This is a genomic window from Kitasatospora sp. NPDC056181, assembly GCF_042266225.1.
Lineage (GTDB): Bacteria > Actinomycetota > Actinomycetes > Streptomycetales > Streptomycetaceae > Kitasatospora.
Map to the genome: position 1 here is coordinate 1 of NZ_JBHJUK010000102.1, position 13,937 is coordinate 13,937.

Below are 13,937 nucleotides of genomic sequence, written 5' to 3' on the forward strand. Positions count from 1 at the left end.
CATCGATCCCTTTACACCCCGGCCCCCCCTACACAACCACAAAACCCACCCCCCACCGCCCCCGGGGGCGGCCCCCCGGGACCCGGGGGGGGCCGCCGCCTGCGCTCGGCCGGTCGGACGACCGGCCTTGCACGGATCAGTCCTGCACAGCCTTCTTCAGCTGCTCGACCCGGTCGGTCCGCTCCCAGGTGAAGTCCGGCAGCTCGCGGCCGAAGTGGCCGTAGGCGGCGGTCTGGGCGTAGATCGGCCGCAGCAGGTCCAGGTCACGGATGATCGCCGCCGGGCGGAGGTCGAACACCTCGGTGACGGCCTTCTGGATCGACAGCACCGGCACGGTCTCGGTGCCGAAGGTCTCCACGAAGAGACCGACCGGCTCGGCCTTGCCGATCGCGTACGCGACCTGCACCTCGGCGCGGCGGGCGAGGCCGGCGGCGACGATGTTCTTCGCCACCCAGCGCATCGCGTACGCGGCCGAGCGGTCCACCTTGGACGGGTCCTTGCCCGAGAAGGCGCCGCCACCGTGGCGGGCCATGCCGCCGTAGGTGTCGATGATGATCTTGCGGCCGGTGAGGCCGGCGTCGCCCATCGGGCCGCCGATCTCGAAGCGGCCGGTCGGGTTGACCAGCAGGCGGTAGCCCTCGGTCACCAGCTTGATGCCCTGCTCGGCCAGCGCCTTCAGCTCCGGCTCCACGACGAACTCGCGGATGTCCGGGGTGAGCAGCGAGTCCAGGTCGATGTCGCTCGCGTGCTGCGAGGAGACGACCACGGTGTCCAGGCGGACGGCCTTGTCGCCGTCGTACTCGATGGTGACCTGGGTCTTGCCGTCCGGGCGCAGGTACGGGATCGTCCCGTTCTTGCGCACCTCGGACAGCCGCTTCGAGAGGCGGTGCGCCAGGGTGATCGGCAGCGGCATCAGCTCCGGCGTCTCGTCCGAGGCGTAGCCGAACATCAGGCCCTGGTCACCGGCGCCCTGCTTGTCCAGGTCGTCCTCGTCACCCTCGACCCGGGCCTCGTACGCCGTGTCGACACCCTGTGCGATGTCGGGCGACTGGGCACCGATGGACACCGACACGCCACAGGAGGCGCCGTCGAAGCCCTTCTTCGAGCTGTCGTAGCCGATCTCCAGGATCCGGTCCCGGACGAGCTGGGCGATCGGGGCGTACGCCTTGGTGGTCACCTCGCCGGCCACGTGCACCTGGCCGGTGGTGATCAGCGTCTCCACGGCGACCCGGGAAGTCGGGTCCTCCCGCAGAAGGGCGTCGAGGATGGTGTCGCTGATCTGGTCAGCGATCTTGTCGGGGTGTCCCTCGGTCACGGACTCCGAGGTGAACAGGCGGCGAGACACAGCGCTCCCTGGGGTTGCAGCGGCTGCTGACTGAAGGCCCCCGGCGAACCGGGGACATCCGGAAAGACTTGATTCCTGGAGTGTAACGGTCAGCTACCGGCAAGCGTCACTCCATTCCGAAATTGGAGACCGGACGATCACCGGTAAGGATCATTCCGCGATCATTTCCAGCCGCTTCGCGACCAAGTCCCAGACCACGTCGGCAAGGGCCTCCTTGGGGCCCACCGGCACCGCCGTCTCACTGCCGTCCGAGCCCAGGACAACGGCCTCGTTGACGTCCTGGCCGAAGGCCTTCCCGTTGCCGACCTCGTTGACGACCAGCAGGTCACAGCCCTTGCGGGCGAGCTTGGCGCGGCCGTTGGCGAGCACGTCGTCGGTCTCCGCCGCAAAACCCACGACCAGTTGGCCCGAACGGGGGCGATGGGCGGAGATCTCGGCCAGGATGTCCGGGTTCCGCACGAGTGCGACGGGGGCCGGTTCCTTCCCCTCGACCTTCTTGATCTTGCCGGTGGCGTATTCGGCGGGGCGGAAGTCGGCGACCGCGGCGGCCATCACCACCGCGTCCGCATCCCCGGCCGCAGCGAGCGCGGCGTCCCGCAGTTCCAGTGCGGTCGAGACGTGCACCACATCGACGCCGGCCGGGTCCGGCAGCTCGGCGTTGGCCGAGAGCAGGGTCACCCGGGCGCCGCGCGCGGCGGCGGTCACGGCCAGCGCGTAGCCCTGCTTGCCGGAGGAGCGGTTGCCGAGGAAGCGCACCGGGTCGAGCGGCTCGCGGGTGCCGCCGGCCGAGACCACCACGTGCCGCCCGGCCAGGTCCGTCCGGACCCCGCCGTGCCGGAGCACGGCCCGGCAGGCGTCGAAGATCGCGGACGGCTCGGGCAGCCGGCCCTTGCCGGTGTCCTTCCCGGTCAGCCGCCCGACCGCGGGCTCCAGCACGATCACGCCCCGGCGGCGCAGCGTGGCGACGTTCTCCCGGGTGGCCGGGTGCTCCCACATCTCGGTGTGCATCGCCGGCGCCAGCACGACCGGGCACCGGGCGGTGAGCAGGGTGTTGGTGAGCAGGTCGTCGGCGAGCCCGTGGGCGGCCTTGGCCATCAGGTCCGCGGTGGCGGGGGCGACCACGACCAGGTCGGCGTTCTGCCCGATCCGCACGTGCGGCACCTCGTGGACGCGGTCCCAGGTCTCGGTGGCGGCCGGGCGGCCGGAGAGCGCGGCCCAGGTGGCCTCGCCGACGAAGTGCAGCGCGGCCTCGGTGGGCACCACGGTGACCTGGTGACCGGACTCGGTGAACCGCCGCAGCAGCTCGCACGCCTTGTACGCGGCGATCCCGCCGCTGACGCCGAGGACCACCCGGGGGGCGTCGGTCCGGTCCGTGCTCGCGCTCGCGCTCATGTTCGGCTTTCCTCCAGGTCTGGGACGTGCTCACCCTACGACCCCTCAGTAACCGCCCGCACCGTGGTGGACCCCACAGCGCCGCGCAGAGTCCCGCAGCGGCTCACGGCACCCCGCCCGCGGCGCCCCGGGCACGCCGAAGGGCCCGGCGGAAGCGATTCCGCCGGGCCCTTCGAAGAGCTGTTGCAGCCGGGTCAGGCAGCCTCGATCGCCTCGGCGGTCAGCATGCCCGCGTTGATCTCGCGCAGCGCGATCGACAGCGGCTTCTCGTGCACGTGGGTGTCGACCAGGGGGCCGACGTACTCCAGCAGGCCCTCACCGAGCTGCGAGTAGTACGCGTTGATCTGGCGCGCGCGCTTGGCGGCGTAGATCACGAGGCTGTACTTGGAGTCGGTGGCCTCAAGCAGCTCGTCGATCGGCGGGTTGATGATGCCCTCGGGCGCGGTCATGGAAGAGGACACGCGAAAACCTTCCGAAAGGGTGGAAAAGACAGACAGGTCAGGCTACACCGAGCAAGGCTAGCAGTTCGGACGCCACCTGCTCGACGGAGGTGTTGACAAGGGTCGTGTCGAACTCCGTCTCGGCGGCCAGCTCGACCTTGGCTGCCTCCAGCCGCTTCTCGATCACGTCCTGCGGCTCGGTGCCCCGGCCGGTGAGCCGGCGGACCAGCTCGTCCCAGCTCGGCGGAGCCAGGAACACCAGCTGCGCCTCGGGCATCGACTCGCGCACCTGACGGGCGCCCTGCAGGTCGATCTCCAGCAGGACGGGCTCGCCGCGCTCCAGCTTCTCCAGCACCGCCGACCGCGGGGTGCCGTAGCGGTTGCCGGCGAAGACGGCCCACTCCAGCAGCTCGCCGTTGGCGATCAGCTTGTCGAACTCGTCGTTGTCGACGAAGTGGTACTGGACCCCGTTCTGCTCGCCCGGCCTCGGGTGGCGGGTCGTCGCCGACACCGAGAGCCAGACCTCGGGGAACTGCTTCCTCATATGAGCGACGACCGTGCTCTTGCCGACCCCCGAAGGGCCGGAGAGCACGGTCAGCCGCGGACGCTCACTCATGCACCGATTATCCCGGATCGCGGACGATCCCGGGACCACGGGGGCACGGTCAGGCGGCACCGCCGCCGAACTCCCGCTCCAGGGAGGCGATCTGGTTCGTACCGAGGCCGCGGACGCGACGGCTCTCACTGATGCCGAGGCGCTCCATGATCTGCTTGGCGCGGACCTTGCCCACGCCCGGGAGGGACTCCAGCAGGGCGGAGACCTTCATCTTGCCGATCACGTCGTTGTCGGCCTTGCCGGCCTTGATCACCTCGTGCAGGGAGGCGCCGGAGTGCTTGAGCCGGTTCTTGACCTCGGCGCGCTCCCGGCGAGCCTCGGCGGCCTTGGCGAGCGCGGCGGTGCGCTGTTCAGGGGTAAGGGGCGGAAGAGCCACGCCGTTCACCTCAGGGTGTGGAAGGAAGGGATTGAGCTATGACTGGTTTGGTTCCCAGGACACCGGCCACAGGGGAACCTCACGGCTCTGACCTGCGAGAGCAACGGGAATCGCCGCTCTTCGATGACCTATCGCCGGACACTACCCGGATTGCGGCGCCACGTCAGGAAAAGAACACGAAAAGTCCTGGTCAGCCAAGGCCGACCAGGACTTTCCCGGGCAAAATGACCGCGATTGCGGACTTTGGCAGCGCCGATGTGACGGCGCTCACGTCGGGCCGTGGGACGCCACGGCGCCCCGTCGCGCCGCTGCGCAGGGTTATCGGGTCACTTCACCGCGTCCGCGAACTCCTGGACGAAGCGGTCCGCCGCGTCCCGCAGGGCCGGCAGCGACGGGCCGTGCTTCAGCACGTCCCGGCTGACGCTCGGCACCACGTTGCGCGCCGAGGCGCCGAACACGCGCGGAAGGTCCGCCATGGTCGCGCCCTGGGCGCCGATCCCGGGGGCGAGCAGCGGGCCGTTGATCGCGAGGTCCACGCCCGCGTCGGCCAGGGTCGCGCCGACCACCGCGCCGAAGGAGCCCAGCGGCTCGGCCCCGGCGTTCTCGGCGGCCAGCTGGCGCAGCACCGCGGCGGCCACCTGCTCGCCGTCCGCGCCGACCGCGCGCTGCACCTCGGCGCCCTCCGGGTTGGAGGTGAGCGCCAACGCGAAGACGCCCGCGCCGTTGGCCGCGGCCAGGTCGAGCGCCGGGCGCAGCGAGCCGAAGCCCAGGTAGGGGCTGACGGTGACGGCGTCCGAGAAGAGCGGGCTGCCCGGGGAGAGGAAGGCCTCGGCGTACGCGGCCATGGTGGAGCCGATGTCGCCGCGCTTGGCGTCCATCAGGACCAGCGCGCCGGCCGCGCGGGCCTCCTCGACGGACTTCTCCAGCACCGCGACGCCCCTGGAGCCGAAGCGCTCGAAGAAGGCGGCCTGCGGCTTGAGCACGGCCACCCGGCCGGCCAGCGCCTCGACGACGGTCCGGCTGAAGGTCTCCAGGCCCGCGACGGAGTCCTCCAGCCCCCAGGCGGCGAGCAGGGAGGCGTGCGGGTCGATGCCGACGCAGAGCTGGCCGCGGGTGTCGAGGGCCTGGCGCAGGCGGGCGCCGAAGGGGGCGAGGGTCATGTCGTCCTTCCGAGGAGCGTGAGGGGGTTCAGGAGGCCTTGCGCGCGGGCACGGCGCTGCCGACGGCGGCGGCCAGGTTGCGGAAGCCGCCGGCCCGGACGCGGGCGGAGAGGCCCTTGTGGATGGCACGGCACCAGAAGGGGCCCTGGTAGATGAAGGCGCTGTAGCCCTGGACCAGGTCGGCGCCGTGGACGATGCGCTGCCAGGCGTCCTCGGCGGTCTCGATGCCGCCGACCGAGACCAGCGTCAGCCGGCCCCCGGTACGGGCGCGCAGGCGCTGGAGCACCTCCAGCGCGCGCTCCTTGAGCGGGGCGCCGGAGAGGCCGCCCATGCCGATCTCCTCCACCCGGGCGGCGGGGGTGCGCAGGCCCTCGCGGCCGATGGTGGTGTTGGTGGCGATGATGCCGTCCAGGCCCAGCTCCAGGGCGAGGTCGGCGACCGCGTCGACGTCCTCGTCGGCCAGGTCGGGGGCGATCTTGACCAGCAGCGGCACGTGGTGCGCGGTGGAGCGGTCGGCGGCCTCGCGGACGGCGGCGAGCAGCGGGCCGAGGTGCGAGACGGCCTGGAGGTTGCGCAGCCCGGGGGTGTTCGGGGAGCTGACGTTGACCACCAGGTAGTCGGCGTACTTGGCGAGCCGCTCGGTGGACTTGACGTAGTCGCCGATCGCGTCGGCCTCCTCGACCACCTTGGTCTTGCCGATGTTGATGCCGACCACCGGGGTGGAGGTGGTGTGCGGGCGCCGGGCGAGGCGGGCGGCGACCCGGGCCGAGCCCTGGTTGTTGAAGCCCATCCGGTTGACCAGCGCGCGGTCCTCGATCAGGCGGAACAGGCGCGGGGCCGGGTTGCCGGGCTGCGGCTCGCCGGTGATGGTGCCGATCTCGACGTAGTCGAAGCCGATCATCGACAGGCCGTCGATGCCGACGCCGTTCTTGTCGAAGCCGGCCGCCAGGCCGAACGGGCCGGGCAGGTCGAGGCCGAGGGCGGTGGTGCGCAGCGCCCGGTCCTGCGGGGCGAGCACCAGCCGGACCAGGGTGCGCAGCCCGGGCACCGAGGACGCCAGCCGGATCCAGAAGAAGGCGAGGTGGTGGGCCTTCTCCGGGTCCATCTTCTTGAACACGAGGTCGAACAGCAGCTTGTACAAAGCAGGGCTCCATCGGGGGCGGGCGCAGCCCGTCGGCAGGGCGGTGGCGGGCCTGGGGGTCTCCCCGGCCGGAGGCCGGGGAGGGTGGGCATGGCAGTGGGGGGCACCCGGCGGTTCGGTGCCCCCCACTGCGGTGGTGCTACTTGCTGCGGCCGGCGTTGATCAGCTCGGCGTGCTCCTGGAGCGACATCACCCCGACCTCGTCGCGCAGCAGCGCGTCGATGCCCTGGACGGCGGCGCCCATGGCCTGGACGGTGGTGAGGCAGGGCACGGCGCGGGCGACGGCGGCGGTGCGGATCTCGTAGCCGTCGAGGCGGCCGCCGGTGCCGTACGGCGTGTTGATGATGAGGTCGACCTCGCCGTCGTGGATCAGCTGGACGATGGTCCGCTCGCCGTTCGGACCCTCGCCCTCGCTGTGCTTGCGCACCAGCGTGGACGGGATGCCGCCGCGCTGGAGCACCTCGGCGGTGCCGGCGGTGGCGAGCACCTCGAAGCCGAGGCCGACCAGCGCGCGGGCCGGGAAGACCAGGTTGCGCTTGTCCCGGTTGGCGACCGAGACGAAGACCTTGCCCCGGGTCGGCAGCGCGCCGTAGGCACCGGACTGGGCCTTGGCGTAGGCCGTGCCGAAGACCTTGTCGATGCCCATGACCTCGCCGGTGGAGCGCATCTCCGGGCCGAGGACGGTGTCCACGCCGCGGCCGTGCACGTCGCGGAAGCGGCTCCACGGCATCACGGCCTCCTTGACGGAGATCGGGCAGTCGGCGGGCAGCGTGCCGCCGTCGCCCTCGGCCGGGAGCAGGCCCTCGGCGCGCAGCTCGGCGATGGTGGCGCCGAGCGAGATCCGGGCGGCGGCCTTGGCCAGCGGCACGGCGGTCGCCTTGGAGGTGAACGGCACGGTGCGGGAGGCGCGCGGGTTGGCCTCCAGCACGTACAGGATGTCGCCGGAGAGGGCGAACTGGATGTTGATCAGGCCGCGGACGCCGACGCCGCGGGCGATCGCCTCGGTGGAGGCGCGCAGCCGCTTGATGTCGTAGCCGCCGAGGGTGATCGGGGGCAGCGCGCACGCGGAGTCGCCGGAGTGGATCCCGGCCTCCTCGATGTGCTCCATGACGCCGCCGAGGTAGAGCTCGGTGCCGTCGTAGAGCGCGTCGACGTCGATCTCCACCGCGTCGTCGAGGAAGCGGTCGATCAGCACCGGGTGCTCGGAGATGAGGCCGGCGTGCCGCTCCAGGTAGGAGGCGAGGGAGGCCTCGTCGTAGACGATCTCCATGCCGCGGCCGCCGAGCACGTAGGACGGGCGGGCCAGGACGGGGTAGCCGATCTCGTCGGCGATCGCCTTGGCCTCCTCGAAGGAGAAGGCGGTGCCGTGCTTGGGGGCGGGCAGGCCGGCGTCGCGCAGCACGCGGCCGAATGCGCCGCGCTCCTCGGCGAGGTCGATCGCCTCGGGCTGGGTGCCGACGATCGGCACGCCGTTGTCCTTCAGCGCCTGGGCCAGGCCGAGCGGGGTCTGGCCGCCGAGCTGGACGATGACGCCCGCGAGCGGTCCGGCCTGCTGCTCGGCGTGGACGATCTCCAGCACGTCCTCCAGGGTGAGCGGCTCGAAGTAGAGCCGGTCGGAGGTGTCGTAGTCGGTGGAGACGGTCTCCGGGTTGCAGTTGACCATCACGGTCTCGTACCCGGCGTCGGCCAGCGCGAAGGAGGCGTGCACGCAGGAGTAGTCGAACTCGATGCCCTGGCCGATGCGGTTCGGGCCGGAGCCGAGGATGATCACGGCGGGCTTGGTGCGCGGGGCGACCTCGTTCTCCTCGTCGTAGGACGAGTAGAAGTACGGGGTCTTGGCGGCGAACTCGGCGGCGCAGGTGTCGACGGTCTTGAACACCGGGCGGATGCCGAGCGCGTGCCGGACCTCGCGGACGACGTCGGGGCGCAGGCCGCGGATCTCGCCGATCTGCTGGTCGGAGAAGCCGTGCCGCTTGGCGTGGCGCAGCAGCTCGGGGGTGAGCTCGGCGGCCTCGGCCAGCTCGGCGGCGATCTCGTCCAGCAGGAAGAGCTGGTCGACGAACCACGGGTCGATCTTGGTGGCGTCGAACACCTCCTCCGGGGTGGCGCCGGCGCGGATGGCCTGCATGACGGTGTTGATCCGGCCGTCGGTGGGCACGACGGCCTTCTCCAGCAGCGCGGCCCTGTCCCCGACCGGGCCGGTCCAGGTGAACTGGGAGCCCTTCTTCTCCAGCGAGCGGAGCGCCTTGTTCAGCGCCTCGGGGAAGTTGCGGCCCATGGCCATGGCCTCGCCGACCGACTTCATGGTGGTGGTCAGCGTGGCGTCGGCGCTCGGGAACTTCTCGAACGCGAACCGCGGCACCTTGACCACGACGTAGTCGAGGGTCGGCTCGAACGACGCCGGCGTCTGCTCGGTGATGTCGTTGGGGATCTCGTCGAGGGTGTAGCCGACGGCCAGCTTGGCGGCGATCTTGGCGATCGGGAAGCCGGTCGCCTTGGAGGCCAGCGCGGAGGAGCGGGACACGCGCGGGTTCATCTCGATGACGATGACCCGGCCGTCCTCGGGGTTGACCGCGAACTGGATGTTGCAGCCGCCGGTGTCGACGCCGACCTCGCGGATGACGGCGATGCCGACGTCGCGCAGGATCTGGTACTCGCGGTCGGTGAGCGTCATCGCCGGGGCGACGGTGATCGAGTCACCGGTGTGCACGCCCATCGGGTCGAAGTTCTCGATGGAGCAGACGACCACGACGTTGTCGTTCTTGTCGCGCATCAGCTCCAGCTCGTACTCCTTCCAGCCGAGGATGGACTCCTCCAGGAGCACCTCGGTGGTCGGCGAGAGGGTCAGGCCCTGGCCGGCGATGCGGCGCAGGTCCTCCTCGTTGTGGGCGAAGCCGGAGCCGGCGCCGCCCATGGTGAAGGAGGGGCGGACCACGACCGGGTAGCCGCCGAGGGTGTCGACGCCGGCCAGCACCTCGTCCATGGTGTGGCAGATGACGGAGCGGGCGGACTCGCCGTGGCCGATCTTGGCGTTGACCGCCTCGACGACGCCCTTGAAGAGCTCGCGGTCCTCGCCCTTGTGGATCGACTCGACCTTGGCGCCGATCAGCTCGACGTTGTACTTGGCGAGCACGCCGTTGGCGTCCAGCGAGATCGCGGTGTTGAGCGCGGTCTGCCCGCCGAGGGTCGGCAGGAGGGCGTCGGGGCGCTCCTTGGCGATGATCTTCTCGACGAACTCCGGGGTGATCGGCTCGACGTAGGTGGCGTCGGCGATCTCCGGGTCGGTCATGATCGTGGCCGGGTTGGAGTTGACCAGGACGACCCGCAGGCCCTCGGCCTTGAGGACCCGGCAGGCCTGGGTGCCGGAGTAGTCGAACTCCGCGGCCTGGCCGATCACGATCGGGCCGGAGCCGATGACCAGGACGGACTTGATGTCGGTGCGCTTAGGCACGCTGGCCCTCCATAAGGCTCACGAAACGGTCGAAGAGGTAGGCCGCGTCGTGCGGGCCGGCCGCCGCTTCGGGGTGGTACTGCACGCTGAAGGCGGGCACGTCCAGCGCCTGGAGGCCCTCGACCACGTCGTCGTTCAGGCAGACGTGGGAGACCTCGACGCGGCCGTAGGGCGTGTCGCTGACCTTGTCCAGCGGTGCGTTCACGGCGAAGCCGTGGTTGTGCGCGGTGACCTCGACCTTGCCGGTGGTGCGGTCCTGCACCGGCTGGTTGATGCCGCGGTGACCGTACTTGAGCTTGTAGGTGCCGAAGCCCAGCGCGCGGCCGAGGATCTGGTTGCCGAAGCAGATCCCGAAGAACGGGGTCTTGCGCTCCAGCACGCCCTGCGCGAGGGCGACCTGGTGGTCGGCGGTGGCCGGGTCGCCCGGGCCGTTGGAGAAGAAGACGCCGTCCGGGTTGACCGCGTAGACCTCCTCCAGGGTGGCGTTGGCCGGCAGCACGTGCACCTCGATGCCGCGCTCGGCCATCCGCTGCGGGGTCATCGCCTTGATGCCGAGGTCCAGCGCGGCGACGGTGAACCGCTTCTCGCCGACCGCGGGCACCACGTACGTCTCGGTGGTGGCGACCTCGGCGCAGAGGTCGGCGCCCTTCATCTCGGGCGACTGCTGCACCTTGGCGAGCAGCGCGGCGTCGTCCGCCAGCGTCGGGCCGGAGAAGATGCCGCAGCGCATGGCGCCGCGCTCGCGCAGGTGGCGGGTGAGCGCCCGGGTGTCGATGCCGCTGATGCCGACGACGCCCTGGCGGACGAGCTCGTCGTCCAGCGAGCGCCGCGAGCGCCAGTTGGACGCGACCCGGGCGGGGTCGCGGACGACGTAGCCGGCGACCCAGATCTGCTTGGACTCGTCGTCCTCGTCGTTCCAGCCGGTGTTGCCGATCTGCGGGGCGGTCATCACGACCACCTGGCGGTGGTACGACGGGTCGGTCAGGGTCTCCTGGTAGCCGGACATGCCGGTGTTGAAGACCGCCTCGCCGAAGGTCTCGCCGGTCGCGCCGTAGGCCTGGCCGCGGAAGATCCGGCCGTCCTCCAGGACGAGCACGGCGGCGGGGCGGCTCAACGGCGCACGCTCCCGTCCTTGGCGCTGCGTGGTGGGGGCAGGTGCGGTCATGGAGCGGCCTCTTCCGTCTTCGTCTTCGTACGTGTTGCGAGTTGAGCGACCGCCTCGACCCAGGCGGCGTGCTCGTCGGGGTGGTCGGCCCGGAAACCCGAGTCCAGGGCGGTCCCCTCGTGCGTCCAGGTGACGACGAGCAGTCCGGACGGGACGACCTTTCCGGCGATCCCGGAGTCCGTCCGGGCACCGGTGAGGTGCTCGGCGGGGATCCAGAGGTCGACGTCGCCGGGGCGCCGTACCAGCAGGCCGTTCTCACCGAGGGTCAGGTCGGCGCGGCTGCGGGTGCCCAGGCCGTGCGCCACGACCCGGTCCAGCCAGTTCCCGGCGGTGGTGGTGCCGTGGTACCGGCCGCTGGTCTCCAGGATGGTCCGGCCGGCCCGCTCCGGCACGGCGGGCAGCGCCGGGATGCCGGACTGGAGGGTGCGCCGCCAGTTCCAGCCCTGGCGCATCAGCCAGTAGACCAGGCCGATCACGATCAGCAGGCCGACGGCCCAGCCGATGTACCCGGGCCAGTTGGTGACCCTGGCCTGCTCCTGCGCGAGCAGCACCGGGGTCATACCAGCCCGCCCTGCTCGGCCAGCTCGCCGGCCAGCACGGTCGCGGTGCCGCGCAGGAAGGTGGCGTGCACCCGGCCGGGCAGGTCGAGGCCCCGGTAGGGGGTGTTGCGGGAGCGCGTGGCGAAGCTGTCGGGGTTCACGGCACCACGGTACGCGGGATCGAACAGCACCAGGTTCGCCGGCTCACCCACCGAGATCGGCCGTCCGTGGCCGCTCAGACGGCCGATCCGGGCCGGGCGGTGCGACATCCGGTCGGCGACGCCCTCCCAGTTCAGCAGGCCGGTGTCGACCATGGTCTGCTGGACGACCGAGAGCGCGGTCTCCAGGCCGACCATGCCCATCGCGGCGACGGCCCACTCGCAGTCCTTGTCCTCGGCCGGGTGCGGCGCGTGGTCGGTGGCGACGGCGTCGATGGTGCCGTCGGCGAGCGCCTTGCGCAGCGCCTGGACGTCCTCGGCGGTGCGCAGCGGCGGGTTCACCTTGTACACCGGGTCGTAGGAGCGGACCAGCTCGTCGGTCAGCAGCAGGTGGTGCGGGGTGACCTCGGCGGTGACGTTCCAGCCCTTGGCCTTGGCCCAGCGGATGATCTCGACCGAGCCGGCCGTGGAGACGTGGCAGACGTGCAGGCGGGAGCCGACGTGCGCGGCGAGCAGCACGTCGCGGGCGATGATCGCCTCCTCGGCGACGGCCGGCCAGCCGCCGAGCCCGAGCTCGCCGGAGACCTGGCCCTCGTTCATCTGGGCGCCCTCGGTGAGCCGCGGCTCCTGGGCGTGCTGGGCGACGACCCCGTCGAAGGCCTTCACGTACTCCAGCGCGCGGCGCATGATCACCGCGTCGTCCACGCACTTGCCGTCGTCGGAGAAGACCCGCACGCCGGCCGCGGACTCGTGCATCGCGCCGAGCTCGGCGAGCTTCTTGCCCTCCAGGCCGACGGTGACGGCGCCGACCGGCTGCACGTCGCAGTAGCCGGACTCCTGGCCGAGGCGCCAGACCTGCTCGACCACGCCGGCGGTGTCGGCCACCGGGAAGGTGTTGGCCATCGCGTGGACGGCGGTGAAGCCGCCCATGGCGGCGGCCTGGGTGCCGGTGAGCACCGTCTCGGCGTCCTCGCGGCCGGGCTCGCGCAGGTGGGTGTGCAGGTCGACCAGCCCGGGCAGGGCGATCAGACCGGTGGCGTCGATCTCGATGTCGGCCTCGACGGTGAGGCCGGTGCCGATCTCCTTGACGACGCCGTCGGCGAGGTGGAGGTCCTGCGGGGCGCCACCGAGGAGCTGGGCGTTGCGGATCAGGTAGGTGGTCACTGAGCGGTCTCCACGGAGTCGGTGCGGGCGGGGTCGGCGGAGCCGTCGGCGAAGACGGCGCCGCCGAGCAGCAGGTAGAGGACGGCCATCCGGACGGAGACGCCGTTGGCGACCTGCTCGACCACGGTGCAGCGCGGCGAGTCGGCGACGTCGGCGGTGATCTCCATGCCGCGGACCATCGGGCCGGGGTGCATCACGATGGCGTGCTCGGGCAGCTGGGCCATCCGGGCGCCGTCCAGGCCGTAGCGGCGGCTGTACTCGCGCTCGGTCGGGAAGAAGGCGGCGTTCATCCGCTCGCGCTGCACCCGGAGCATCATCAGCGCGTCCGTCTTGGGGAGCACGCTCTCCAGGTCGTAGCTGACCTCGCAGGGCCAGTTCTCGATGCCGATCGGCAGCAGCGTCGGCGGGGCCACGAAGGTGACCTGGGCGCCGAGGGTGGTGAGCAGGTGGACGTTGGAGCGGGCGACCCGGCTGTGCAGGATGTCGCCGACGATGGTCACCCGGCGGCCGGCGAGGTCACGGCCGGCACCCGCGTTGAGGTGGCGGCGCATGGTGAAGGCGTCGAGCAGCGCCTGGGTGGGGTGCTCGTGGGTGCCGTCACCGGCGTTGATGACGCTGCCGTGCAGCCAGTCGGACTGGGCGAGCCGGGCCGGCGCGCCGGAGGCGTGGTGCCGGATGACGACCGCGTCGGCGCCCATGGCCTGCAGGGTGAGCGCGGTGTCCTTGAGGCTCTCGCCCTTGGAGACCGAGGAACCCTTGGCGGAGAAGTTGATGACGTCGGCGGAGAGCCGCTTCTCGGCGACCTCGAAGGAGGTTTTGGTCCGGGTGGAGTCCTCGAAGAAGAGGTTGACGACGGTCCGGCCACGGAGCGTGGGCAGCTTCTTGACGGCCCGTCCGGAGAGCTGGGCCAGCTCCTCGGCGGTGTCCAGGATCAGCAGCGCGTCGTCGCGGGTGAGGTCGGCGGCGGAGACGAGGTGGCGCTTCACGCGG

General features: G+C 71.5%; 12 protein-coding genes. All 12 read right to left on the reverse strand.

Going from position 1 to position 13,937, the window contains the following annotated elements; all coding sequences use genetic code 11:
* Nucleotides 1-136: 136 nt before the first annotated feature.
* The gene (gene metK, locus ACFC1F_RS30340; RefSeq protein ID WP_209410247.1) at nucleotides 137-1,345 is read right to left on the reverse strand and encodes a methionine adenosyltransferase; all 1,209 of its coding nucleotides are present in this window, start codon (nucleotides 1,343-1,345) and stop codon (nucleotides 137-139) included.
* Nucleotides 1,346-1,495: 150 nt separating this feature from the next.
* Nucleotides 1,496-2,737 carry a bifunctional phosphopantothenoylcysteine decarboxylase/phosphopantothenate--cysteine ligase CoaBC gene (coaBC, locus tag ACFC1F_RS30345; RefSeq protein WP_376163069.1) on the reverse strand — a complete coding sequence of 414 codons (1,242 nt, stop codon included), beginning with the start codon at nucleotides 2,735-2,737 and terminating at the stop codon, nucleotides 1,496-1,498.
* A 194-nt stretch (nucleotides 2,738-2,931) separates the two neighbouring features.
* Nucleotides 2,932-3,198 (reverse strand): DNA-directed RNA polymerase subunit omega, encoded by a 267-nt coding sequence (gene rpoZ / locus ACFC1F_RS30350; protein WP_030240625.1) that lies wholly within the window; start codon nucleotides 3,196-3,198, stop codon nucleotides 2,932-2,934.
* Nucleotides 3,199-3,235: 37 nt separating this feature from the next.
* Nucleotides 3,236-3,793, reverse strand: coding sequence for a guanylate kinase (gene gmk, locus ACFC1F_RS30355; protein ID WP_209410245.1), 558 nt, complete (start codon nucleotides 3,791-3,793; stop codon nucleotides 3,236-3,238).
* Nucleotides 3,794-3,842: 49 nt separating this feature from the next.
* Entirely contained in the window at nucleotides 3,843-4,169 is a 327-nt protein-coding gene (mihF, locus tag ACFC1F_RS30360) for an integration host factor, actinobacterial type (RefSeq protein WP_030056187.1), read from the reverse strand.
* Nucleotides 4,170-4,495: 326 nt separating this feature from the next.
* Nucleotides 4,496-5,329, reverse strand: coding sequence for an orotidine-5'-phosphate decarboxylase (gene pyrF, locus ACFC1F_RS30365; RefSeq protein ID WP_209410244.1), 834 nt, complete (start codon nucleotides 5,327-5,329; stop codon nucleotides 4,496-4,498).
* 28 nt (nucleotides 5,330-5,357) lie between these two features.
* Nucleotides 5,358-6,470, reverse strand: coding sequence for a quinone-dependent dihydroorotate dehydrogenase (locus ACFC1F_RS30370; RefSeq protein ID WP_376163071.1), 1,113 nt, complete (start codon nucleotides 6,468-6,470; stop codon nucleotides 5,358-5,360).
* A gap of 139 nt (nucleotides 6,471-6,609) precedes the next feature.
* Nucleotides 6,610-9,921, reverse strand: coding sequence for a carbamoyl-phosphate synthase large subunit (gene carB, locus ACFC1F_RS30375; RefSeq protein WP_209410242.1), 3,312 nt, complete (start codon nucleotides 9,919-9,921; stop codon nucleotides 6,610-6,612).
* Nucleotides 9,914-11,086, reverse strand: a complete 1,173-nt coding sequence (gene carA, locus ACFC1F_RS30380; protein WP_376163073.1) for a glutamine-hydrolyzing carbamoyl-phosphate synthase small subunit — start codon at nucleotides 11,084-11,086, stop codon at nucleotides 9,914-9,916. The genes carB and carA overlap by 8 nt, the downstream gene beginning before the upstream one ends.
* Entirely contained in the window at nucleotides 11,083-11,646 is a 564-nt protein-coding gene (locus ACFC1F_RS30385; RefSeq protein WP_209410234.1) for a hypothetical protein, read from the reverse strand. The genes carA and ACFC1F_RS30385 overlap by 4 nt, the downstream gene beginning before the upstream one ends.
* Complete coding sequence (locus tag ACFC1F_RS30390; protein ID WP_148647550.1) at nucleotides 11,643-12,947, reverse strand: dihydroorotase; 1,305 nt, start codon at nucleotides 12,945-12,947, stop codon at nucleotides 11,643-11,645. The genes ACFC1F_RS30385 and ACFC1F_RS30390 overlap by 4 nt, the downstream gene beginning before the upstream one ends.
* Nucleotides 12,944-13,933 (reverse strand): aspartate carbamoyltransferase catalytic subunit, encoded by a 990-nt coding sequence (locus ACFC1F_RS30395; RefSeq protein ID WP_148647551.1) that lies wholly within the window; start codon nucleotides 13,931-13,933, stop codon nucleotides 12,944-12,946. Before ACFC1F_RS30395 ends, ACFC1F_RS30390 begins: the two co-directional genes overlap by 4 nt.
* Between the last annotated feature and the right edge of the window lie 4 nt (nucleotides 13,934-13,937).